This is a genomic window from Providencia stuartii (assembly GCF_029277985.1).
Classification (GTDB): Bacteria; Pseudomonadota; Gammaproteobacteria; order Enterobacterales; family Enterobacteriaceae; genus Providencia; species Providencia zhejiangensis.
On sequence record NZ_CP119547.1, the window covers coordinates 169,050 to 190,818 of the forward strand.

Consider the following 21,769-nt stretch of genomic DNA (forward strand, 5'->3'; position numbering starts at 1 on the left):
CATAGTCGAGATTGGTGCAGATCACTTCTGATATTGAACTGTCAGGAGCTGGCTGCACAACAGCCATTACGCCCAATCAACTGGTGCAGTCGTCTTCTGAAAATGACATCCATGCCCAGCCCGTGCGCGAGCTGGATCACCGCCCGCACGATAGTTTAGTCACGGGCATCATCCGGGAGCCTGGCGACAAAGGATTGGTCGATTTTCAATGTGGTGATGGGGCAGCATTTCAGATGTTGCAGGCAGGAATAGCCGGTGCCGAAGTCGTCGGCGGCGAAGCGCACGCCGATGGCGCGCAAGGCGTCGAAACTGGCGAACAGGGCTGGATTGCCGAATGCGACCGATTCGGTCAGTTCGATCTCCAGAAGCTCGGCGGGCAGGGCCATATCGGCCAGCACCCGCTTTACCTCGTCGTCGAACGTTGGCCCAACCTGGCTGGCGGACACATTGATGGCAAGACGGAACGGTTGCCATGCCGGTCCTTGCCACTTGTGCATCTGGCGACAGGCCTCGCCCAGCACCCACGCGCCTATTTCCGGCATCAGGCCGAACGACTCGGCCAGCGGCAGGAACTGGCCGGGCGGCAACAGGCCAAGCCTCGGATGCCGCCAGCGCATCAACGCTTCCGCGCCAGCGATCCGGTGATCGCGCAGATCGACCAGCGGCTGGTAATGCAGGTCAAGCTGTCCGCGCGCCGCCGCCTGCGCCAACTCGGCCGCCGTCCATCCGGCGGGCTGCGAACTCGTCATGATCCGCCCCGGAAGGCGCGCAGCAGCCGCGTTACGGCCAGAACGAACAAGCCGGTCAGCGCGAGCGCGGCAACACCCCAATGCTCGCCAAGGAAGGCACCGGCGGTCGTCCCGGCCAGCACGGCGGCGAGAATCGGCAGATGGCAGGGGCAGGTCAACACGGCCAGCGCACCCCACAGGTAGCCGGAAACGGGTTGGCGCGTCTCGGGCGGCAGTTTGTCAGGGGCGTTCACGGCAATGCCTCCTCGTGCGCCCGCTCGGCTGGCATGGAGGCCAGTTGCGCGTCCAGATGGGCCAACGCCGCGCGCCGCCGCTCGACCAACTGGCGCAGCACGGCAAGCTGCGCTGCGGCTTGTGCGCCGTCCGCTGCGTCGAGCGCACGGCACAGCCGCGCCAGGGCATCCAGGCCGATACCCGCCTCGAAGGCCGCGCGCACGAAGCACAGCCGTTGCAAGGCCGCATCGTCGAACACGCCGTAGCCGCCCGTGGTGCAGGCCACCGGCCGTAACAAGCCGCGCACCAGGTAGTCGCGCACGATATGTACGCTCACCCCAGCGTTATGGGCCAGTTGCGATACCGTGTAGGCGCTCATCGCACACCTCCTTGTCCTCACCCGGCGCAGCAGGAAAGCTGCTTCACATCCTTGTTGAAGGTCTGCGCCGCGAGCTTCAACCCTTCGACCATCGTCAGGTAGGGGAACAACTGGTCGGCCAGTTCCTGCACCGTCATCCGGTTGCGAATCGCCAGTGCGGCCGTCTGGATCAGTTCGCCCGCTTCCGGGGCCACTGCCTGCACGCCGATCAGTCGTCCGCTGCCTTCTTCAACCACCAGTTTGATGAAGCCGCGCGTGTCGAAGTTGGCGAGCGCGCGCGGCACGTTGTCCAGCGTTAGCGTGCGACTATCAGTTTTGATGCCGTCATGGTGCGCTTCCGCCTCGCTGTAGCCTACGGTCGCCACTTGCGGGTCGGTGAACACCACGGCCGGCATCGCGGTCAGGTTCAGGGCCGCGTCACCGCCGGTCATGTTGATCGCGGCGCGAGTGCCGGCCGCTGCCGCCACATAGACGAACTGCGGCTGGTCGGTGCAGTCGCCTGCGGCGTAGATGTGTTCCACGCTTGTACGCATGCCGGGGTCGATGACGATAGCGCCTTGCGGGGTGAGCGTGACGCCCGTCGCATCCAGTGCCAGCTTGCGTGTGTTGGGCGCGCGGCCGGTGGCGACCAGCAGCTTGTCGGCGCGCAGTTCGCCGTGCGCCGTGGTGAGCACGAATTCGCCGTCCCCTTCACCATTGATATACGCGACCTGGCTGGCCTGGGTGTGTTCCCTCACCTCGATGCCCTCCATGCGGAATGCGGCCGTGACGGCTTCGCCTATAGCTGGGTCTTCGCGGAAGAACAGCGTGCTGCGAGCCAGGATCGTCACCTTCGCTCCGAGTCGGGCGAACGCCTGCGCCAGCTCCAGCGCCACCACTGATGAGCCAATCACGGCCAGGCGCTTAGGAATCGTCTCGCTGACCAGCGCTTCAGTGGAAGTCCAGTACGGAGTGTCTTTCAGGCCGGGAATCGGCGGCACGGCCGGGCTCGCGCCGGTGGCGATCAGGCAGCGGTCGAATGCCACCACGCGCTCGCCGCCGTCGTTGAGTTGCACGATCAGGTTGCGATTGTCCTTAAAGCGGGCGGAGCCGTGCAGCACAGTGATCGCCGGATTGCCCTCCAAGATGCCTTCGTACTTGGCGTGGCGCAGTTCATCGACGCGGGCCTGCTGCTGGGCCAGCAGCGCCGTGCGCTGGATGGTCGGCGTGGTAGCGGCGATGCCGCCATCGAACGGGCTTTCCCGGCGCAGATGGGCGATATGGGCGGCGCGGATCATGATCTTGGACGGCACACAACCGACATTGACGCAGGTGCCGCCGATGGTGCCGCGCTCGATCAGCGTGACACGTGCGCCTTGCTCGACGGCCTTCAGCGCCGCTGCCATCGCGGCCCCGCCGCTGCCGATGACGGCGATATGCAATGCGCCGCTGCTACCCGTCTTGTCGTTTCTGCCCAGCAGATCGCGCATCTTGTCGAGCAGGCCGGCGCGGTTGTCCGTCGGTGGCGCATCGGCAAGCGTTGCCTCGTAGCCCAGTCCGGCCACGGCGGTAGTCAGCGCATCCGATGACGTGCCCGCCTCAATGGCGAGTTGCGCTGTGCCCTTCGGATAGGACACCAGCGCCGATTGCACGCCGGGCACTTTCTCCAAGGCTTCCTTGACGTGAGCCGCGCACGAGTCGCAGGTCATCCCGGTGATTTTCAGGGTGGTCATGTATTTTTCCTTTTCTGTGGTGGCTACGGCTGTTGCCGTCAGCCACGTTGTTCTGGCAATTCACAGCTGTCCGGCCCGCAGCGGCGATGTGCTGGCGAGATGAAATCCCAGACCGACACCCCAACCATCAAGGCCAGGCCGACATAGAGCAGTCCACCGCTCTGCCAGCCGTAAGCCCGCATTAAAAACACCGCTGCCAGCACCAAGATCGGGCCTATCGTGCCGAGCGCCGTGCGTCGCCACTGTCGATGATTGAGCCAAGCGATAGCATTGGCGAGTAACGCGATGCCGGCGAACATCGGCAGCAGGATGCCAATGAATAGCCCCTCGTACTGGCTCAAGAAGCCCAGTCCGATGGCCGCGCCAAAGCTGGCGATGGCAGGAAAACAGGCGGCGCAGCCCATCGCGGAAACGACGCTGCCGAGCGCGCCGGTTTTGCCAGCGATGCGCGTGATGAGTCCCATGTGTCGCTCCCGAGTTCGGTTAACGGATCAGCGTTTGAGGCTGGACGGATAGCCCGCGTCCTCGGTCGCCTTGGTCAACTTCTGGACGTTGGTCTTGGCATCGTCGAAGGTGACGACGGCCTGGCGCTTGTCGAAACTTACGTCGGTCTTGCTCACGCCCTCAACCTTGGAAAGCGCGTGCTTGACAGTGATCGGGCAAGAGGCGCAGGTCATGCCAGGCACGGACAGCGTGACGGTCTGGGTGGCGGCCCACACGGGGGCAACAACGGCAGCGAGGGCGAGGGCGGCAAACAGTTTTTTCATGATGAACTCCTGTGATTAATAGAAAAATGGCATGACGTAGGGAAATCCGAGCGAGACCAGGACCAGCGCGGCCACGATCCAGAAAATGAGCTTGTAAGTAGCTCGCACTTGGGGAATCGCGCAGACCTCACCCGGTTTGCAGGCTTGCGCCGGGCGGTAGATGCGCCGCCAGGCGAAAAACAGCGCGACCAGCGCTGCGCCGATGAAGATCGGGCGATAGGGTTCCAGCACCGTCAGGTTGCCGATCCATGCCCCGCTGAACCCCAAGGCGATCAAAACCAGCGGCCCCAGGCAGCAGGCCGACGCAAGAATGGCGGCCAGCCCACCGGCGAAGAGCGCGCCGCGCCCGTTTTGTGGTTCAGACTTTTGTGGTTCAGACATACGCTTGTCCTTTCAAATTTGGTTTGGATAGCTTAAGCTTACTTCCGTAGTTATGTACGGAGTCAAGCGATATGCAAATTAATTTTGAGAATCTGACCATTGGCGTTTTTGCCAAGGCGGCCGGGGTCAATGTGGAGACCATCCGGTTCTACCAGCGCAAGGGCCTGCTGCCGGAGCCAGACAAGCCCTATGGCAGCATTCGCCGCTATGGCGAGGCGGATGTAACACGAGTGCGGTTCGTGAAATCGGCCCAGCGGCTGGGCTTTAGCCTGGACGAAATCGCCGAGCTACTGCGGCTGGAGGATGGCACCCATTGCGAGGAAGCCAGCGGCCTGGCCGAGCACAAGCTCAAGGATGTGCGCGAGAAGATGGCCGACTTGGCACGCATGGAGGCCGTGCTGTCTGAACTGGTGTGCGCCTGCCATGCGCGGAAAGGGAACGTTTCCTGCCCGCTGATTGCGTCACTGCAAGACGGAACGAAGCTCGCTGCATCGGCGCGGGGGAGTCACGGGGTGACTACGCCTTAGCGTGCTTTATTTTCCGAATTCTGAGACGACCCCAATCTCAGCTCATCAGTCAATCAGTCACTCGGTTATGACGCGGTTGGCCGCATCACCTCTGCTGAGGGGCTCTATGGCGTTTTGGGCTATGGCTATGACGCCACCGGCAACAGGACCTCGATCACGACCGATGGCCTGAGCCAAAGCTACACCATCAACTACATGAACAACTGGCTGGTGAAGACTGGGCAAACCTCCAGAAGCTATGACGCCAATGGCAACCTGACGAAGCAGGGGGCGGATACCTTCACCTATGACAGCCAGAACCGGCTGGTGGCCGCAACGGTCGCTGGAGTGACAGCAGCTTACACCTACAACCATCTGGATCAGCGTGTAACTAAGACCCTAAACGGCCAGACCCGCCTACTGATTTACGGCTTGGCAGGAAACCTCATCGAGGAGCTGGACGCAGCCACTGGAGACGTGCTGGCGGAGTATATCTGGCTCGATGGCACCCCCTTGAGCTTTGCTCAGTCAGGACAGACCTATCAAGTCCACGTCGATCATCTGGGCACCCCGAAGGCGCTAACCGACGCCAGCGGCCAAGTGGTTTGGAAGGCGAGCTACAGCCCGTTCGGTAAGGCCAGCATCACCACTCAGGGGCCGACCTTCAATTTGCGGTTCCCAGGACAGTATTACGACGCGGAGACCGGGCTCCACTACAACTGGCGGCGTTACTACGACCCGAATACCGGGCGTTACATCACCAGTGACCCGATTGGGCTGGCTGGTGGGATTAACACCTATGCCTATGCGCTGAGCAACCCGATAGGCAATGCAGATCCAACAGGGGAGTTTGTGCCGCTTCTTCTGGGGGCTTATGTTGCCATAGACTTTGCCTTGAGCGCTTGGGACGCCTATGACACCTTCAAGACCATCACCAGTGATTGTGCGACCTCAAGAGAAAAGTGGATTTCCGGGGGGCTTTTTGCTGCTGGGATTATCCTGCCTGGCAACTATAAGGCGCTAGGGAATGTTGCGGAACGCGCTTTTAAAAATACGGCTGATGATTTTGTAGACCTAGCCAGTTCCCAGAGACGTAAGCATATTCTTGATGGTGACGCCACTGGTGGAGGGCATCGAGCAGGAACAGGCAAGCCTGGAAAAAGTGAGTTTCCTCAAAGTTGGTCTGATGAAAAAATTATGCACGTCATTTCCGATATAGCTACCGATCCAAATGTTTCTCGAAAGGCTGGGCGCGGTGGTAGGACTATTGCAGAGGCAGTTAAAGAAGGTATTAATGTTCGTGTAATACAAGAATCTAATGGTGATATTGTTTCAGGTTTTCCAACAAACGTACCAAGGAATCCAAAATGAAAAATGAATATAGAGAAATTGAATCCACGCTAGATCTTTTGCTTATGGTGCTGTCTGATTCGTTTTCTGAATCTGAAAGTATAGAAGTGCAAGAATTTATTGATGTGGGTGAGTATGGAATCGCACTAGAAACTATCATTGACATTATTAATGAAGAGTCAAAGAACATAACAAATGAAGCTGAGTTTCTGATTGAAAAAGCAGGGAGGATAATGAATATGGATACTACATCCATTGTAGATAAGATTTCAAAACATATAGATAAATAATAAGATGAAAAAAACCGGTTTAAAATATAGAGCAGTATATCTGCTTGGATTTCCGTTAGCTGGAGCCTTTATAGGAATTGCAGTGTTCGCTTTATTAAATTATGTGAATGGGCCTCTAAGCAAATTCGCCTTATATCTGTCCGTTGGTGTTTGGGGGGGGGTATGGAGTGTTCTCAGGAATCTATGGATACTTAAATCTAAGGAAAATATTAAAGTTAAAGAGAGCTAATGAGGAATCCAGGGATTAAATACGGCTCACATGGTTCTGCTATTGGCGCAGCATTGGGGACGGCTTATGGAAATCAATAACTGGTTTGATTTTATTATATACACAATTTATTTCTTTGGGGTTGTGATAGTTATCCTTCCTACTGGGGTTATCTTTCTTTGGTTGACATTGAAAAATCTAGTCAAAATGAGAGCCCCGAGATACGAAAAAAAGCACTACAAGTATTTCTCTGCAAGAAATAGATTTGAAGTGTGTGTTGCAGGTGTTTTTTCTGTGGCTTTTTCTGTTTGGTATCTGTTTTTTGCCAAAGGGGGAAATCTGTTTCTTTATCCGTCAGAGGTAATGAGATTTTTTTCAGGCGGATGATAGTGTGGATCAGGCTCTGGCGTTGGCCCAGCCGCCGCCAGCGGCCAAGTGTTTGGAAGGCGAGCCATCATAGAGTCAGTAGAGAGAGATACTTTTGGAAATCAATAGTATTATGATTGGTACAAATGAGTTGTAGCTCCATATTTTAAAGGGGGATTTCAGAGAAATGAAGAATAAGAAGGTAATAACTTTGATAATGGCCGCAGCCGCATCATGCTCGTCAGTCTATGCCGCGACATTACCGACCAGTGAGGTAGACGCATACATACTTGCGATGAACACCATGTCACCTATCACTGCAAAGTACACCATCCAGTACAAGCAAGCGGTTGAGCAGAAATGCAATACAGCCCTGAGCGTTGAGCAGCTCAACTCAAAGGCATTCACCAATGTTGTCCAGGCAATGGTGAGTAGTGAGACCGTCGATAGAATGGGGCTTGATGCTGCTGGTGGATCACTCCAGGATACCCTGTCTGTGATCGGCAAGAACGTCACATGCAGTGACCTGAACGCGCCATTTAAAGCACTCTTGGATGATAAGGACTTCACCAGAAAGCATCAGCACCTATCGAAGGTGCTGCATACTTGGAATGAAGTTGTTTCTCAAAGCAAACCCTGAGTAACAAAAAGGAGCCTAACTGGCTCCTTTTTTAATGGGGATGATGTTACGTTCGTGGACGTTATTTTCACTCGGGATATGTAACGTTGAAAAAGGCGTACCGACAAGAGAGTGGTCACATAGCTCTCCATAATAGATGAGCGACAAAATCTCTTGCTCGTTGATTTTTCCCACCTTAAAAAGGTAATTGATTATTGCTGTATCCAGTAGGTCGTGACACCCATTAAGCAGATCCACGATATTGGCCGCAGCTTCATTTTCCTCTCCGTCATCTCGACCGGCTAATACTGATTCAACCCAAGCCTCAAGGCTCGGATGTCCCTCAGCGAGCTCTATTTGACGGCACTCGTTCTCGATCAACCCTGTGATTGCTTCGTTGAGCGTTCCGCCATAAGTCGGCATGTTGAGAACAACTCCAAATCCGGGGATTTCTTTTTGGATTGGCTTCGCATCCTTGGGAGCTGATTTCAGCCACAGGAAAAACCAGATCCCAGAGCTTATGTCTTCCGGCTTGACCTGGTTGGCCGCAAGGAATTTGGAAACCTCGTTACAGATGATGCCATCTGGCGCTGCCATCTCGTAAATACCCGCCATCAGATCTTCAAGGCTCTTATACATATTATCTCTCGCACCTGTACATGATGTTTTCACTATCGTTGTTAAGCGTTTTTTCAGCAAGTATGTTCCAGCGAGACATCTTATACCATTCCATCCAAATCTGTAAAATTACCGTATTACCGTAATTATGATAATTACGGTAAATAAATTTGAGTTCCTCTTGCTGTTGTTCTACTTATTAAAATGTATCTTTGAAAAAGTAGAGTTTTTGGAATAGGATAGGTGGTGCTGAATGCCCACTTTTTACAAGGAGCGCGACCAGTGATTTTTGATGTAAGAGCGACCTTTGAAGTGGCACTCCAGACGGACACCCACCTGGTACTTATCGATCTGGATCAGGGAGCATCAGTTACGAACGATGCTGATGCAGTGATCGCCTGGTTGGCCGCAAACCTCGAAGGTGGAATTGGAAAACGTAAGGTGTACTACCGGGACACCGATGGACGCTTTGATGAGCTCAAGGTTAATGCCGGTGCTTTTGCCGGATTTGCACCTTGTAGCGAAGGCCAGCAGACCACCTTGGCTGGGATGCTCGGCCAGTAACTTTGTGTGGAGAACTCGATGTTAAACAAAAACAAATTTGAGAAAGTTTTAAAGAGAATCCTCGATAAGAACTTTGAGCGCTGCTCTATTTGCAGGAAACCATTCCCTGGACCGTGCCATACTTTTGCTGGTTTGGATTCGGACAATAAAGTTCAGAACGTAGGTTCTTGCTGTCGGACCAGTATTGTGGACTTGCGGCATGGAGGTGTGTATACGACCGCTCCTGTAGATACTCAAGAGGGGCAAAGTCAGGCGCGTGAGCTACTCGCAACACATCCTTGTAAGGGGATGATGGGACATGCTTAGCAAAAAAGTCTTTTTCATTAGTCAAGCGGAGGCCGAAAGACTGGAGCCGGTTCCCGGTGCGGCCATGATCTCCATAACTGACCCAGACAAGTCCCCTGCCGCTCTCGGACAGTGGGGGCAGTTGTACCGCGATAGCTTCTATGACGGCGGCTATTCTGAGAACACCATCCACACGATGAAGGCAGCGTTCCGGATGAATTACGCCTCTTACATTGACTCATCCCAGGCTGAAAAGCTGTCCACCTTCCTGGATGGATTGGTTGGTAGCGGTATCGATCAGATCTTCGTTCATTGCTATTACGGAGAATCCAGAAGTGGCGCGGTAGCGCTGTACCTCCAGAACAAACATGGATTCACTCCGAATAAGCCGATCACCAAGCCCAACCGAACAGTTTACGAATTGCTGTGCAATCCAACCAAGTTTGAACCACTGATGCAAAGCTACGAAACGCAACATATGGAGGAGGAACTACCTCTTCACCTCAAAATATGGGATTTTCTTCTCGTTGCGGTCGGGCTTAGGAGGTAACTTTGCACGACACAAACAATGACAAGGAAGAGCTAGTTTCACATGCGAAAGTAAATGTTCCGGCAGAACAAAGCATTCGCGGTGAACTGTTGCCGTCATCGAGCTCGCTCCGGAACATCCAGGACAACCCCGCCGTCGCCTATCTGGTGAGCCTCGGGTCAAAGCGAAGCAGGCAGACCATGAGCTCATTCCTCAACATTGTCGCCAAGATGATCGGGTTTCAGAACCTTCGTGACTGTGCATGGAGCTCAATGAGGCGGCACCACATATTGGCGGTGCTGGAAATGCTGGGGGATGCAGGGAAGGCTCCGGCAACGATCAACACCTACCTGTCAGCGCTCAAAGGGGTGGCTCTTGAAGCCTGGACGATGAAGCAAATTGATACGGATAGCTTCCAGCACATTAAGCAAGTCCGTTCAGTACGTGGATCTCGACTTCCTAAAGGGCGGGCACTTGAACGCCATGAGATTCGCAGCCTCTTTTTCACATGTGAAAGTGATTCAAGCGCCAAAGGGCTTCGGGATGCGGCCATTCTCGGGGTGCTCCTCGGGTGTGGCTTGCGCCGCTCGGAAATCGTTGCGCTGGACATGGGAAGCATGATCTACAAGGACCGCGCTCTCAAGGTTCTTGGCAAGGGCAACAAAGAGAGAATGGCGTATGTGCCTGGTGGCGCATGGAAAAGACTGGATAAGTGGGTTGAAGAGGTTCGAGGAACGCATGAAGGGCCTTTATTCCCGAGGATCAGGCGGTTTGATGATGTGACTGGAGAGCGGATGTCGGATCAGGCCATCTACCACATCTTGGAGACCAGAAGAGTTGAAGCCGGTCTGGAGATGTTTGCGCCCCATGACCTGCGACGCACCTTTGCCTCCTCGATGCTGGATAACGGTGAGGATATTGTGACCGTGAAGGACGCAATGGGCCACTCAAGCATTGCAACTACCCAGAAATATGACAGACGCGGCGATGAGCGTTTGAAGAGAGCGAGCCAACGCCTCGATATAGCGGATTAACAGCATGAATGATGAAGAACTCGAACTTGCCAGAGCCGAAGCCATGAAAGCCGATAGGTGCTTTTCAAAAGGACGGCTCAGGGACGAATTTCGGATGAAGCCTAAGCCAGGAGTAGAGCCAGTTTCGTTCTACAAAAACGGGTATGGTGGCCAATTTGGAGTGTACCGGATAGCAGATTGCCAACCAATGCGGAGAAGGGGTTGTTCACCGGCATCACAAAAGCAAATAAGGGCGCAATCCATCCTTTCGGTCAAGGCAAGAATGCGTAGCAACCTGGCTAAATTTGCCCAACGCGCCAAAAATGTAAAGTTAGCTTTAAATTCTAAAATCACTCACTTGAATTCTCGTTCTCAATCAGCGCTTGCTTCCAATATTCTGGTTCAGCATATCGAGCAACCAATGCATCGATATCTATTTTTGAGGTTGATGGACTAAACTCAAAATTGCCATACATATTGATGTGCTGCCATGCAACGGGCGAAATACTGTGAAGCTGAGCCAGTGCATTTTGATCTCCTACTGTTTGCTTCTGTTCATAGACACGAGATAGCAGCACTGTGTTGTAGTAAATGACCGCGTTGGTGATGAGCCGAGAGCATTCATTCCATATTTGCTGCTCCTCTTCTGTTTTTACTCTGAATTTTCCACCGTTAACAAATGCAACTGCTCGTCTAAGACGATGATAGGCTTCGCCACGATTTAATGCTTTTTGTACACATTGACGTAAGCCAACATCGTCGACAAAGTCGAGAATGTATAGCGTTCGGCATATGTTTTCCAACTCCCATAATGCTTTCTTGGTCTGATTCTGACGCGAATAGCTCGAGAGTTTGCGAACAATCGTGGCTTGAGTAACATCTTTTTGAGCTAGCGATGCCATGATCCGTTGAATATTGGGCCATTCACGTTCAATCAATTCATCGTTGGTTTTTCGGGCAGGCTTTATTAGCCAGTCACCACACTCATTGGGATGTTGTGAGCCGACTAACGTATCCATTTTCTTATGCAAATCACGATAACGAGGTGCAAAATGATATCCAAATGCATGCAAAATCCAAAAATTAACCTGATTGGTGCCATGGGTGTCAGTGGAATGCCGTTCTGGCTTTATATCAGAGGTATTGTTATGCAATAAATCGAAAACGTAATGGCTTTCATGTTCGTGAGTCCCAATAATCTTTGCATTTATAGGAACATGATTTGCGACCAACGTGTAGGCGCTGACACCTTTCTGTAAACCAAAATACTTAGGAGAATATCGAGCGTTAAGGGTGTTAATTTGCGTTTCCATCCGCTGGCCATCGCTACTTGAATGGAGCGAGTCCTGAATATCATAGAGATGAAATGCGGGTAGCTGGCTGGTCGCATTACTAATCGCATCATTAGCCGCTCGTAATGTCTCCAAGCGTAGATAATTTCTTGATGTCCCCGCCATTGATGCTGAGCTAAGGCCTGAAACCTCAGCCATTTTTGCTAACCCCATGTTTGTTCCCATCGCAACAATACAGGCGAAAATTTCACGGGGATCAGCTTCATGCTTTACATAACGATCTAATACATGGGTAAATGCATTTAAAAATCCAGTATTACCCGCAACAAACCACAGTAGATCCGCAATACCAATTCCTGGTAACTGGCTGTAAAAATCGCTATTAACGGATTCATCACTGCTCGGATAAAGCAGCTTCCAACGACGCTTTTCGGCAGCCCCAATTACTTTAATATGTTTGTTGACCCCATCAGAAATATGTTGGTTAATCGCACTATAACGTGCTGCTAGCATAGTATGAAATACAGCCAGAGTATCTTGGATAGGGGCCAATAAAATGGGTGCACCAATATCTTGCAATACTCGTTCTTTATCCTGCCATCTAAGATCGCTTATTAAGTCATCTTCAAAGCGGCGAAATTCATTACTATGTTTAACGTACACATCACCCGCTTCCAGTGAGTTGCGTAGTAGGCGATAGACCAAAAACTCATAGCGATCTACATCAAGCGTTTTAAATGTTTTGCCCTCTTTACTAAACAAATATCGGCGTAAACCTTTAGGAATAATCTCAGTCGGAAATGAATTAGGGTCAGTTTGCCTTGGTGATTTTTCTGTGCGCAATAAGTTTTGTAAAAACGCGATAGCTTCAAGCAAAGGAGAGTCTTCTACACGTCCGGCAAAATCCAGATCAGTAAAAAGTTGCCTTAAGTTACGTTTGAATGTGGCGGATAATTTTGTGTAATGTGACCATTCAAATGCCGTTTTGTCGAAAGCAATATTGCGTAAGTAATCAGCAACTAATGGGAATCTCTCTTGTTCAAGCAATGCATAGGCTTTTTCTTTAATAATGGAAAAAGGTGTGTCATCGGTGATGGTGTCATCCGTAAACAGGCTCAATACATGACCCGCAGCCTGTAAATTTTTCGCTGCATTGGTAACCGCATTATTCATTGCTTCTTCAGCGGCACGCTTGGCCTGTTTCTCGTATTGATCGACCCAATGGAGCAATGCTTCAATTAAGTTGTCATTAATTTGCTGAAACCGATGAAAAGCAAAAAACAGCAGATATAACTGAGCAGTCTCTTTTTTCATGCGTTGAAGTTTATAAGTGGTATAAAACTTAACCATAGAAGCATAATACTTGCCGCTTTCATTGGAGATCCCCGCTGTTATGAGGAACTGCTTGGCAAACTCATGTAGAGGCTGGAAAAACTGCCGCCGTGCGACTTCATGTCGCAATTCTTTATAACTGAAATCTTTAGCTTCATGTTTTAATGCGCTGACGCGAAATACTCCTGACTCAGCCCGAAGCAAAGCCGCTAATTGCTGATCGATAAGTGAAGTCATGCAAGTGCTAAGTAATCGAGCAATACGGGTGCGTTCATAAGCCACCACTCTACCAATCATCTCTTGCATATACCGATAACTGGGCATGACAATACGGTGTAATGCTAAGTATTGGGTTAATTCACGAAAGATAAAGATAGGTTGTGTCGATAACATCGCAACCCGCTGTGCTTTATCTTCCAAATCAACTTTTACCTCATTATCACATTGTTTATACTGGAATAAATCAAGAATTGCTCGTTGTTGTTCAGCCCTAATCGGTCTTGAGGGACTTTTCAGTCTTGAAAGCGTTTTGGTGGGAAAGTACAGCGCGGCAATGTAATCCAAGTCATTTAGTACTGACGATTCTTGTTCATAACTGAAAAACTGCCGTTTGGCTTTGAAATAGCCCAGTTGCAATACTAAATGGGCTGCCACAGAAAACGTTCGGGTATTGTCGAATAGCTCGCGCTCTTTAGCACTTAAGTCAAAATATAATCGACGATCATCATCTGAGAAATGAGGTAATCCAAACAGTTCATCTATTTCATCAGTTGACAAAATAGATAGCCGCCGAACATCATTTTTCATGGTGCCCTCCCTATTTCACTACATCAAATAATTTCCCGCTCCGCGAGATGTGCAAGTGGAACCATACTTTTATGTAAGATCCCAAATACAACGAATTGATGCTCATGTTGGATGTAATAGATGACATGACTTGAATAAGGGAAGCTAAACACATTCATGCGTACCTCGGGTCTATTTTTCCCAAGGGTGGGTGTTTCAGCCAGCAGTTGAATCGTTTGTCTAAGTCCTGATAAATAGGTCTTCGACTGAGTCGTTCCCCATTGGGCTAACGTAAAGCGGTGAATACCTATCAGATCAGATTGTGCATCGGGCGTTAAATGATAAGTTACCGGCATTAGTCATACTGCCCTGCGGCCAGCTCATCAAAAAAGGTATTACCATCAACCAAATTGCCCATTTTGATGTCAGTTATGGCTTTCACCGCTTTGGATTGAAGCAAATGTAATTTTAGTGTCTCGATACTTTGGTATGCATCAGCTGAAATAACAACGGCCACAGGCTTGCCATTTTTATGGCACTGTTGCAAATAGTCGGTGGTGATAAACTTATCATCCCCTTTTGCTGATGGAGCTGCACATGAACCCATTCAAAGGCCGGCATTTTCAGCGTGACATCATTCTGTGGGCCGTACGCTGGTACTGCAAATACGGCATCAGTTACCGTGAGCTGCAGGAGATGCTGGCTGAACGCGGAGTGAATGTCGATCACTCCACGATTTACCGCTGGGTTCAGCGTTATGCGCCTGAAATGGAAAAACGGCTGCGCTGGTACTGGCGTAACCCTTCCGATCTTTGCCCGTGGCACATGGATGAAACCTACGTGAAGGTCAATGGCCGCTGGGCGTATCTGTACCGGGCCGTCGACAGCCGGGGCCGCACTGTCGATTTTTATCTCTCCTCCCGTCGTAACAGCAAAGCTGCATACCGGTTTCTGGGTAAAATCCTCAACAACGTGAAGAAGTGGCAGATCCCGCGATTCATCAACACGGATAAAGCGCCCGCCTATGGTCGCGCGCTTGCTCTGCTCAAACGCGAAGGCCGGTGCCCGTCTGACGTTGAACACCGACAGATTAAGTACCGGAACAACGTGATTGAATGCGATCATGGCAAACTGAAACGGATAATCGGCGCCACGCTGGGATTTAAATCCATGAAGACGGCTTACGCCACCATCAAAGGTATTGAGGTGATGCGTGCACTACGCAAAGGCCAGGCCTCAGCATTTTATTATGGTGATCCCCTGGGCGAAATGCGCCTGGTAAGCAGAGTTTTTGAAATGTAAGGCCTTTGAATAAGACAAAAGGCTGCCTCATCGCTAACTTTGCAACAGTGCCCGGTAAAAGTACGCCGGAGTGAATTCAGCAAAAGAGGAGAGCGGGGAGCATGGCCATTTAAGCCACTGAAGGCAGTCGATATGTAGACCCCCGATGTGGACGAAGGTCTTATTTGCCTTCTGACTTTTCCGCCAGACCGACTGAAGTTCATGCCAACAGCAATCATAACGGTTACTGAATTACCAGGTGAATGCTTCTATAGTGGGATTACCTTAGGCACCACATGGAAAAGAAACAATGACGGTAGGATCACGCTGGTTTAAATTTGATTTTCATAACCATACCCCGGCCTCAGATGACTACAAAGTCCCAGATCTCCAGCCCCGGGAATGGCTGCTGGCTTACATGCGGCAACAGGTCGACTGTGTTGTCATCAGTGACCATAACAGTGGGGCATGGATTGACGTGTTGAAAGCGGAACTGGCGAACATGTCCCGGGACGCCAGTTCCGGTGAACTGGCAGACTTCCGGCCGCTGACTTTGTTTCCCGGTGTGGAGCTCACGGCCACCGGCAACGTTCATATCCTCGCCGTGTTGCACACCCAGAGCACCAGTGCCGAGGTGGAACGGCTACTGGCACAGTGCAACAACAACTGTCCTATTTCGCGTGAAACCCCCAACCATCATCTTGTGCTTCAGCTGGGACCCGCGGGCATTATCAGTAATATCCGTCGTAACCCGGAAGCTATTTGTATCCTCGCACACATTGATGCGGCGAAAGGCGTTCTGACAAGCCTTACTAATCAGGGGGAACTGACGGCCGCTTTTCAGTCAAATCCTCATGCAGTGGAGATCAGACACCGGGAGGAGGAGATTACGAACGGGACTCACCGGCGTTTAATTGCGGATTTGCCATGGCTTCGGGGATCAGATGCGCACCACCCTGAACAAGCGGGAGTGCGCACCTGCTGGCTGAAGATGTCCGAGCCTGATTTTGACGGTCTCAGGCACGCATTACTCGATCCGGAAAACTGCGTGCTGTTTGATGATAATCCACCGGAGGCACCAGCTTCACATTTGCGCAGCCTGACATTCAGGACCCGTCTTTGCCAGCCGGCAGATCAGTATGGAGCCTCCGTTGAGTTTAGCCCGTTTTACAATGCGGTGATTGGCTCCCGGGGCAGTGGTAAATGGCTAAATTTGCCCAACGCGGTTAAAACGTAAATTTAGCCGAATTTTATAAGGTTCAAAATGTATACTATTTGATAGCTCTGGTTATTACCTATCAAAACTACTATCATAAGTGCATTATCAAAACCTTTAAAGAGATATGGTGATTTATGTCCAAAGTTGGTTATGCTCGAGTGAGTTCCACGGGTCAAAGCTTAGAAGTGCAACTGGGCAAGTTACATCGAGCTGAGTGCAATAAGATATATCAAGAAAAACGCAGTGGGAGGACGGCTGAACGGTCTGAATTTCAATCTTGCATGAGTTATTTACGTGAAGGGGATACCCTAGTGGTAACCCGACTCGATCGTCTTGCTCGCTCAGTCGTCCACTTAGCCCAGATTGCTTCGCGTTTTCAAAGTGAAGGTATTGATTTGCTCGTTATCGATCAGAACATTGATACGAGCACTTCGACTGGGAGACTCATGTTCAATATGTTGGCTGCTATTGCTGAGTTTGAAAATGACTTGCGGACAGAGAGGCAAGCTGAAGGTATCGCAAAAGCACATGAAAATGGAGTTAAATTTGGTAGGCCTGTAAAACTTACGGACACCTTAAAACAAGCAATTTATGATAAAAGAGCTGAGGGGGCCACTATTGGTCAGCTTGCCAAGGAGTATCACCTTGGAGAAGCTTCTATTTATCGGGCAATAAATTCAGTTAAGCAATCAATTGTTTCCCCCTACTCGATAGATGTTAAAGAGCTGCGAGATTATGGAAAATATAAAACGTGATTGATACTGACTATTGTATGTATTGACGTTTAAAATTAGCCTTACTGTATTAACGTAACATCAATAGGTATGATAAATTTTCCTTATCTAAAGAGCCTTAGCCTAACATTAATATTTCTACGAACAGTTAATGCAGCGAGTCACGGTAGGATCAAACATAAGCCGATTCAAATCGATATCTTCACCACAGACAAAACAGCTGCCATATTCATCGCTATTTATGCGCAATAATGCACCTTCAATAACTTGTAACTGATGCTGCTTGCGTCTCGCAGTTTCTAATTCCATTTGCTGTCCTTGCAATGCATCTATACGTGAAAGACGTCCGAGTCGTGATTGGTCAAGTTCGACAACTTGCACATCACTCGTTTGTGCTGCAATCTGCGCTAACAAACTTTCCAGCATTTGCTGTAACTGTAAATGCAGTTGTTGCTTTAGCTGCTCGTTCATTTCACCTCCAAACTTAAGCGTCAGAACCTATCTCTATTACTATGCACTAACCAGCGTCTTGGATACTGATTAGTGCAATATCAATAGCTGTTAGCGCAATAATAATAATGGGATATGGCTTTTACTGATCATCTTTGTGGTATTGCTTCCCACAAAAAACTCTCTTATCCGCGAATGGCCGTAGGCCCCCATCACCATAAGATCGATGTGATGCTCAAGTTGATAGATCTCAAGAGCCGTTTGAACTTCTCCCTGACAAACAGCGGTAACCACATTGAAATTCGCCGCCATCAGAGATTCGGTCACCAACGCCAGTTCTGCTGTCGCCTGTGATTGAGCATCAGACACCATCACCAAATGACATTCAAGCCCTTTTAAGAGTGGACTTGTTAGCACTTGATTAAGGGCTTTTTTCGCAGTAATGCTGCCATCGTAGGCAATCATAAATCGTTTCGGTGCTTCAAACTCTGTCATCACCACTAAAATAGGCTGCTTAACTGTGCGAATGACGTTTTCTAGATGGCTGCCAATCGCCTGCGCTTGATCTTGATGTTGCTCCCCTTGACGCCCCATCACCACCAATCTGGCATGGGATTCTTGCTCTAACAGGGTTTCGACTAAATCGCCGTGACGCTGCAAGGTTTTAACCACGACTGCAGGTTGTGCCTCCACGATGCGCGTTTGCGCATCTTGCAACATATACTTACCCTGCTCGAGTGCCAGCTTGCCCCGGCGCGCTTCGAGCTCAACCATTTCATTGAGCAAGTGCTCCCGTGTACCTAGGCCAATATTTCCCGACAGATCTGACTCTATCGGATAGGCTGACTTATCCAATACATGTAATAGGATTACAGGGGCATTCAGTTGAAAGGCGGCCCAGCCACTGGCATCACATACAGCGGATGTCACATTTGAACCGTCAATACAAGCAATCACATTTGTCATCGTTTTATTCCTTTGTTGTTGTGTTGCTAATGGCTTAGTGACCAGACATCATTTTTTCAACTTCTTCTGGCTTATCGTGTACCCCAAATTTATCGACTATGGTGGCACTGGCTTCGTTAAGGCCAATCAACTCAACCTCAGTCCCCTCGCGGCGGAATTTAATCACTACCTTGTCGAGGGCCGATACCGCGGTAATATCCCAAAAATGTGCTTGAGATAAGTCGATAGTCACTTTATCAACCACTTCCCTAAAATCGAATGAATTACTGAACTTATCTGATGAAGCAAAAAAGACTTGTCCAATAACCTGATAATGGCGACCAGTGTCAGCAGCAGTCGTTGTACTCTTAACCACCATAAAACGTCCCACTTTATTAGCAAAAAATAGGGACGCGAGTAATACACCTACAAATACCCCAATTGCTAAGTTATGGGTAGCGACCACGACCACAACCGTCGCCACCATCACAAGGTTGGTTGACATAGGATGATGCTTAAGATTACGGATTGAATCCCAAGAGAATGTACCGATAGCCACCATGATCATCACGGCAACCAGTGCCGCCATAGGAATAAGCTTTAACCACTCTCCTAAAAACACCACCATCACAAGTAAAAAAACGCCTGCAGCGAAGGATGATAAACGTCCGCGACCACCCGATTTAACGTTGATGATCGACTGACCAATCATAGCGCAACCAGCCATACCGCCCATTAAACCCGCGCCGATATTGGCAATACCTTGGCCCTTACACTCGCGATTCTTATCGCTTTGGGTATCGGTTAAGTCATCAACTATGGTGGCGGTCATCATAGATTCCAGCAAGCCCACCACGGCAAGGCCGGCCGAGTAAGGGAAGATGATCATCAGAGTTTCAAGGGTCAAGGGCACTTCAGGCCAGAGGAAAATAGGTAAAGTATCAGGCAGTTGTCCCATGTCGCCGACAGTACGAATATCTAACCCCATATAAACCGCAAAAAGCGTTAATCCGACAATACACACGAGAGGCGAAGGTACGGATTTACCAATCACAGGGATGAGTGGGAATAGGTAAATGATACCGAGGCCAGCTACCGTCATCGCATATACGTGCCAAGTCACATTGGTCAGTTCGGGCAACTGGGCCATAAAGATCAGAATCGCCAGTGCATTCACAAAACCCGTCACCACAGAGCGGGAGACGAAACGCATCAAGCTACCGAGTTTTAAGTAACCCGCAGCAATTTGCAGCACACCGGTTAATAAGGTCGCCGCGAGTAAATACTCAAGGCCATGTTCCTTTACTAAGGTCACCATTAACAGTGCCATCGCGCCTGTTGCGGCAGAGATCATGCCAGGACGGCCACCAGTAAAGGCAATAACCACAGCGATACAGAATGAAGCATATAGGCCGACCTTAGGATCGACACCTGCAATAATAGAAAAGGCAATTGCCTCAGGGATTAACGCCAGCGCTACCACAATACCGGCTAACAGATCTCCGCGTATATTGGAGAACCACTCTTTTTTCATGGTTTGAATCATGTTACTCACTCTGATTAAAATTAAATCAATAACAAAAGCTAACGCTAGCCATATACACAGATGTGCAAAGACAAGAGCTTTTTCGTCAACGTGACGAATCAATATTAGATTTATGGAGGTACAACAAAAGCTACCGAAGGGTAGATACTACGAACGGATCTGAGCGATCCAAAATGAAGGGGGTTAAACTAATGCGGCTTAAAGCTCATTACAGAAATTATCCTTACAACAGGTAAAATGAGTAAAATTTTGATTTTTAGCTATATACAGAAACACAATATAGAGTTAGGTAAGGATACCGTTCAGGTCGTTGAAAGTCAAAGGACCAAAATCAGATTAACTATGATCCGGTAAGCTGTAACGACTTAAATTCAGTGTTAATGAGCGTAACCAGATAAATTCCACATTAAAAACAAAAAAACAGTGGCTTAATTTAGCTCAAGAGCTTAGTTATAAAGCTAACTTTACATTTTCGGCGCGTTGGGCAAATTTAGCCAACCTGGCAAAGGCCTCTGTCATGGCACAAAGGTGGGTCGCTCTGGAACCTCTGGTTCTCGATACCGAGACGACCGGACTTGGTGAAAGAGACCAGGTGATCGAGCTGGCTGTTACTGACATCAGAGGCGCGGTTCTCCTCTGCACCAGATTACGGCCAACCGTGGAAATAGACCCTCAGGCAATGGGTGTTCATGGCATCACCGAGACTGAGCTGTCGAATGAGCCTACGTGGACTCAAGTTGCGCCAGCTCTCGCCCGGCTTTTGTCGGGCCGTCATCTGGTGATATTTAACTCCAGTTTCGACAGTAGGATGTTGAGGCAAACAGCCAGTGCATTTGGAGACCAACTCTCTTGGTGGCAAGAGCAGAACTGTCTGTGCGCGATGAAGCTGGCGGCTGATGCCTTTGGCTCAACCAACCGGCACGGCACAATCTCACTTGCGGATGCCACCTGCGAGGCAGGTGTGAGCTGGAAAGGTCGAGCCCATTCAGCAGCGACCGACGCTATTGCCACCGCCGACTTGGTGACAGAGATAGCCAAAGTCCAACGTGACCTCGTGGTCCAGCTCCAGGAGCTTCAAAGCAAAGGTAATTTGGAATGACAGAACAATCCTACGGCGAAAGTCTCAAATTTTTCTCAGACTGGCAGAAGGACCCCGCGAAACGCACCGGCCTGAATGTGCAACACACGCTAACCAGAGGTGAATATCCTACGGTCAGCATCGAGATTGCGCCGATCAGGGCATCGGGGTCCAGCCCAGACTGGAAAAGCAAGATCACGGTGCAGCTCACTCGCGGCGAACTGACGGCGTTTTGCAGCGTTCTCTTTGGTTTGCGTAGCAAGGCTGAGGGTTCCTATCACGGCGACGCGAAGAATAAGAGCTTTGCGGTTTACAACAACGGCAAGGCCGGTGTTGCGATCATCCTTAGTGAGCGAGGAAACCAGCTCCAGAATTTCATCAATGATGACGACCGAATGGAGCTCGCAGTCTTCGCAGTTCGCCAGCTTTCCAACGCATGGAAAGTTACCCCTTCTGATGCCATCGCGCTGCTACGCCAATCAGCGTGGATGGACCGAAATTTGTCCTAATCGAGCAAATCTAGGCACTCTAAAAGTCGTCCTATAACCACAAAGTTA

23 protein-coding genes and 5 pseudogenes are annotated in these 21,769 nt (G+C 50.3%); 14 read left to right on the plus strand and 14 right to left on the minus strand.

What is annotated here, in order from left to right; translation table 11 throughout:
- Nucleotides 1-41 precede the first annotated feature (41 nt).
- The 7 genes and pseudogenes from P2E05_RS21055 to merT form a co-directional block, all read right to left on the minus strand.
- A pseudogene (locus tag P2E05_RS21055) lies at nt 42-710 on the minus strand (EAL domain-containing protein).
- Nucleotides 711-745: 35 nt separating this feature from the next.
- Nucleotides 746-982, minus strand: a complete 237-nt coding sequence (gene merE, locus P2E05_RS21060; protein ID WP_000993386.1) for a broad-spectrum mercury transporter MerE — start codon at nt 980-982, stop codon at nt 746-748.
- Nucleotides 979-1,341, minus strand: a complete 363-nt coding sequence (gene merD, locus P2E05_RS21065) for a mercury resistance co-regulator MerD (protein ID WP_001277456.1) — start codon at nt 1,339-1,341, stop codon at nt 979-981. The genes merE and merD overlap by 4 nt, the downstream gene beginning before the upstream one ends.
- 17 nt (nt 1,342-1,358) lie before the next feature.
- Nucleotides 1,359-3,053, minus strand: a complete 1,695-nt coding sequence (gene merA / locus P2E05_RS21070) for a mercury(II) reductase (protein ID WP_015063453.1) — start codon at nt 3,051-3,053, stop codon at nt 1,359-1,361.
- Nucleotides 3,054-3,091: 38 nt separating this feature from the next.
- Complete coding sequence (gene merC / locus P2E05_RS21075) at nt 3,092-3,517, minus strand: organomercurial transporter MerC (protein ID WP_000522996.1); 426 nt, start codon at nt 3,515-3,517, stop codon at nt 3,092-3,094.
- 27 nt (nt 3,518-3,544) lie between these two features.
- Nucleotides 3,545-3,820 carry a mercury resistance system periplasmic binding protein MerP gene (gene merP / locus P2E05_RS21080; RefSeq protein ID WP_000732275.1) on the minus strand — a complete coding sequence of 92 codons (276 nt, stop codon included), beginning with the start codon at nt 3,818-3,820 and terminating at the stop codon, nt 3,545-3,547.
- 15 nt (nt 3,821-3,835) lie between these two features.
- A complete protein-coding gene (gene merT, locus P2E05_RS21085) occupies nt 3,836-4,201 on the minus strand; it encodes a mercuric ion transporter MerT (protein WP_001294656.1) in 366 nt (121 codons plus the stop codon).
- 71 nt (nt 4,202-4,272) lie between these two features.
- Between merT and merR the strand changes: the two genes are divergently transcribed.
- The 5 genes and pseudogenes from merR to P2E05_RS21110 all read left to right on the plus strand — a co-directional run bounded on the left by merR (nt 4,273) and on the right by P2E05_RS21110 (nt 7,561).
- The gene (gene merR / locus P2E05_RS21090; protein WP_001166628.1) at nt 4,273-4,728 is read left to right on the plus strand and encodes an Hg(II)-responsive transcriptional regulator; all 456 of its coding nucleotides are present in this window, start codon (nt 4,273-4,275) and stop codon (nt 4,726-4,728) included.
- A 27-nt stretch (nt 4,729-4,755) separates the two neighbouring features.
- Nucleotides 4,756-6,078: pseudogene (locus P2E05_RS21095) on the plus strand (RHS repeat-associated core domain-containing protein); the annotation flags it as partial.
- Nucleotides 6,075-6,347, plus strand: coding sequence for a MafI family immunity protein (locus P2E05_RS21100; protein ID WP_000787563.1), 273 nt, complete (start codon nt 6,075-6,077; stop codon nt 6,345-6,347). The pseudogene P2E05_RS21095 and the gene P2E05_RS21100, both read left to right, overlap by 4 nt.
- Before the next feature lie 295 nt (nt 6,348-6,642).
- On the plus strand, nt 6,643-6,942 hold the full coding sequence (locus P2E05_RS21105) for a hypothetical protein (protein ID WP_011872911.1): 300 nt from the start codon (nt 6,643-6,645) through the stop codon (nt 6,940-6,942).
- 166 nt (nt 6,943-7,108) lie between these two features.
- Entirely contained in the window at nt 7,109-7,561 is a 453-nt protein-coding gene (locus tag P2E05_RS21110; protein ID WP_000791469.1) for a hypothetical protein, read from the plus strand.
- Between the two features lie 15 nt (nt 7,562-7,576).
- Here the strand turns inward: P2E05_RS21110 and P2E05_RS21115 are convergent, their stop codons facing one another.
- Complete coding sequence (locus tag P2E05_RS21115) at nt 7,577-8,179, minus strand: hypothetical protein (RefSeq protein WP_000278322.1); 603 nt, start codon at nt 8,177-8,179, stop codon at nt 7,577-7,579.
- A 261-nt stretch (nt 8,180-8,440) separates the two neighbouring features.
- Here P2E05_RS21115 and P2E05_RS21120 point away from each other — a divergent pair, with 261 nt between their 5' ends.
- The 4 genes and pseudogenes from P2E05_RS21120 to P2E05_RS21135 form a co-directional block, all read left to right on the plus strand.
- Nucleotides 8,441-8,722 carry a hypothetical protein gene (locus P2E05_RS21120; RefSeq protein WP_000575657.1) on the plus strand — a complete coding sequence of 94 codons (282 nt, stop codon included), beginning with the start codon at nt 8,441-8,443 and terminating at the stop codon, nt 8,720-8,722.
- A gap of 298 nt (nt 8,723-9,020) precedes the next feature.
- Nucleotides 9,021-9,557: a hypothetical protein gene (locus tag P2E05_RS21125; protein ID WP_000949433.1), complete on the plus strand. Its 537-nt coding sequence runs from the start codon at nt 9,021-9,023 to the stop codon at nt 9,555-9,557.
- 2 nt (nt 9,558-9,559) lie between these two features.
- Nucleotides 9,560-10,570 carry a tyrosine-type recombinase/integrase gene (locus P2E05_RS21130; RefSeq protein WP_000543934.1) on the plus strand — a complete coding sequence of 337 codons (1,011 nt, stop codon included), beginning with the start codon at nt 9,560-9,562 and terminating at the stop codon, nt 10,568-10,570.
- Nucleotides 10,571-10,574: 4 nt separating this feature from the next.
- A pseudogene (locus P2E05_RS21135) lies at nt 10,575-10,925 on the plus strand (3'-5' exonuclease); the annotation flags it as partial.
- On the opposite strand, the gene P2E05_RS21140 reads toward P2E05_RS21135, so the two are convergent.
- Genes P2E05_RS21140 through P2E05_RS21150 form a run of 3 tightly spaced genes read right to left on the minus strand, consistent with a single transcriptional unit; the run spans nt 10,900 to nt 14,566 of the window.
- Complete coding sequence (locus tag P2E05_RS21140; RefSeq protein ID WP_079390445.1) at nt 10,900-13,980, minus strand: Tn3 family transposase; 3,081 nt, start codon at nt 13,978-13,980, stop codon at nt 10,900-10,902. The pseudogene P2E05_RS21135 and the gene P2E05_RS21140 sit on opposite strands and share 26 nt — an antisense overlap.
- A 23-nt stretch (nt 13,981-14,003) precedes the next feature.
- The gene (locus tag P2E05_RS21145; RefSeq protein ID WP_011918375.1) at nt 14,004-14,315 is read right to left on the minus strand and encodes a type II toxin-antitoxin system RelE/ParE family toxin; all 312 of its coding nucleotides are present in this window, start codon (nt 14,313-14,315) and stop codon (nt 14,004-14,006) included.
- Nucleotides 14,315-14,566 (minus strand): antitoxin, encoded by a 252-nt coding sequence (locus P2E05_RS21150; RefSeq protein ID WP_276123112.1) that lies wholly within the window; start codon nt 14,564-14,566, stop codon nt 14,315-14,317. The genes P2E05_RS21145 and P2E05_RS21150 overlap by 1 nt, the downstream gene beginning before the upstream one ends.
- Between P2E05_RS21150 and P2E05_RS21155 the strand changes: the two genes are divergently transcribed.
- From P2E05_RS21155 to P2E05_RS21165, 3 genes and pseudogenes are all read left to right on the plus strand, one after another.
- Nucleotides 14,557-15,261, plus strand: coding sequence for an IS6-like element IS26 family transposase (locus P2E05_RS21155; protein WP_001067855.1), 705 nt, complete (start codon nt 14,557-14,559; stop codon nt 15,259-15,261). The two genes, P2E05_RS21150 and P2E05_RS21155, sit on opposite strands and share 10 nt — an antisense overlap.
- 289 nt (nt 15,262-15,550) lie before the next feature.
- A pseudogene (locus tag P2E05_RS21160) lies at nt 15,551-16,444 on the plus strand (PHP domain-containing protein); the annotation flags it as partial.
- Nucleotides 16,445-16,593: 149 nt separating this feature from the next.
- On the plus strand, nt 16,594-17,214 hold the full coding sequence (locus P2E05_RS21165) for a recombinase family protein (RefSeq protein WP_011787804.1): 621 nt from the start codon (nt 16,594-16,596) through the stop codon (nt 17,212-17,214).
- 117 nt (nt 17,215-17,331) lie between these two features.
- Here the strand turns inward: P2E05_RS21165 and P2E05_RS21170 are convergent, their stop codons facing one another.
- The 3 genes from P2E05_RS21170 to P2E05_RS21180 form a co-directional block, all read right to left on the minus strand.
- On the minus strand, nt 17,332-17,664 hold the full coding sequence (locus P2E05_RS21170; protein ID WP_011787803.1) for a TraR/DksA family transcriptional regulator: 333 nt from the start codon (nt 17,662-17,664) through the stop codon (nt 17,332-17,334).
- A gap of 90 nt (nt 17,665-17,754) precedes the next feature.
- Entirely contained in the window at nt 17,755-18,609 is an 855-nt protein-coding gene (locus tag P2E05_RS21175) for a universal stress protein (RefSeq protein ID WP_011787802.1), read from the minus strand.
- 34 nt (nt 18,610-18,643) lie between these two features.
- Nucleotides 18,644-20,134: a SulP family inorganic anion transporter gene (locus P2E05_RS21180; protein ID WP_011787801.1), complete on the minus strand. Its 1,491-nt coding sequence runs from the start codon at nt 20,132-20,134 to the stop codon at nt 18,644-18,646.
- Between the two features lie 493 nt (nt 20,135-20,627).
- Here P2E05_RS21180 and P2E05_RS21185 point away from each other — a divergent pair.
- Together P2E05_RS21185 and P2E05_RS21190 are read left to right on the plus strand one after the other, a co-directional pair.
- Nucleotides 20,628-21,233: pseudogene (locus tag P2E05_RS21185) on the plus strand (3'-5' exonuclease); the annotation flags it as partial.
- A complete protein-coding gene (locus P2E05_RS21190) occupies nt 21,230-21,721 on the plus strand; it encodes a hypothetical protein (protein ID WP_000139717.1) in 492 nt (163 codons plus the stop codon). The pseudogene P2E05_RS21185 and the gene P2E05_RS21190, both read left to right, overlap by 4 nt.
- Nucleotides 21,722-21,769 lie beyond the last annotated feature (48 nt).

What these genes read in the sequence shown, in the direction of transcription:
- merC (WP_000522996.1), bottom strand. Translation starts at nt 3,517, where the DNA reads ATGGGACTCATCACGCGCATCGCTGGCAAAACCGGCGCGCTCGGCAGC.
- merT (WP_001294656.1), bottom strand. Translation starts at nt 4,201, where the DNA reads ATGTCTGAACCACAAAAGTCTGAACCACAAAACGGGCGCGGCGCGCTC.
- P2E05_RS21115 (WP_000278322.1), bottom strand. Translation starts at nt 8,179, where the DNA reads ATGTATAAGAGCCTTGAAGATCTGATGGCGGGTATTTACGAGATGGCA.
- merD (WP_001277456.1), bottom strand. Translation starts at nt 1,341, where the DNA reads ATGAGCGCCTACACGGTATCGCAACTGGCCCATAACGCTGGGGTGAGC.
- merA (WP_015063453.1), bottom strand. Translation starts at nt 3,053, where the DNA reads ATGACCACCCTGAAAATCACCGGGATGACCTGCGACTCGTGCGCGGCT.
- P2E05_RS21190 (WP_000139717.1), top strand. Translation starts at nt 21,230, where the DNA reads ATGACAGAACAATCCTACGGCGAAAGTCTCAAATTTTTCTCAGACTGG.
- P2E05_RS21165 (WP_011787804.1), top strand. Translation starts at nt 16,594, where the DNA reads ATGTCCAAAGTTGGTTATGCTCGAGTGAGTTCCACGGGTCAAAGCTTA.
- P2E05_RS21105 (WP_011872911.1), top strand. Translation starts at nt 6,643, where the DNA reads ATGGAAATCAATAACTGGTTTGATTTTATTATATACACAATTTATTTC.
- P2E05_RS21150 (WP_276123112.1), bottom strand. Translation starts at nt 14,566, where the DNA reads ATGGGTTCATGTGCAGCTCCATCAGCAAAAGGGGATGATAAGTTTATC.
- P2E05_RS21125 (WP_000949433.1), top strand. Translation starts at nt 9,021, where the DNA reads ATGCTTAGCAAAAAAGTCTTTTTCATTAGTCAAGCGGAGGCCGAAAGA.
- P2E05_RS21145 (WP_011918375.1), bottom strand. Translation starts at nt 14,315, where the DNA reads ATGCCGGTAACTTATCATTTAACGCCCGATGCACAATCTGATCTGATA.
- P2E05_RS21140 (WP_079390445.1), bottom strand. Translation starts at nt 13,980, where the DNA reads ATGAAAAATGATGTTCGGCGGCTATCTATTTTGTCAACTGATGAAATA.
- P2E05_RS21155 (WP_001067855.1), top strand. Translation starts at nt 14,557, where the DNA reads ATGAACCCATTCAAAGGCCGGCATTTTCAGCGTGACATCATTCTGTGG.
- merR (WP_001166628.1), top strand. Translation starts at nt 4,273, where the DNA reads ATGCAAATTAATTTTGAGAATCTGACCATTGGCGTTTTTGCCAAGGCG.
- merP (WP_000732275.1), bottom strand. Translation starts at nt 3,820, where the DNA reads ATGAAAAAACTGTTTGCCGCCCTCGCCCTCGCTGCCGTTGTTGCCCCC.
- P2E05_RS21170 (WP_011787803.1), bottom strand. Translation starts at nt 17,664, where the DNA reads ATGAACGAGCAGCTAAAGCAACAACTGCATTTACAGTTACAGCAAATG.
- P2E05_RS21180 (WP_011787801.1), bottom strand. Translation starts at nt 20,134, where the DNA reads ATGATTCAAACCATGAAAAAAGAGTGGTTCTCCAATATACGCGGAGAT.
- P2E05_RS21100 (WP_000787563.1), top strand. Translation starts at nt 6,075, where the DNA reads ATGAAAAATGAATATAGAGAAATTGAATCCACGCTAGATCTTTTGCTT.
- P2E05_RS21175 (WP_011787802.1), bottom strand. Translation starts at nt 18,609, where the DNA reads ATGACAAATGTGATTGCTTGTATTGACGGTTCAAATGTGACATCCGCT.
- P2E05_RS21110 (WP_000791469.1), top strand. Translation starts at nt 7,109, where the DNA reads ATGAAGAATAAGAAGGTAATAACTTTGATAATGGCCGCAGCCGCATCA.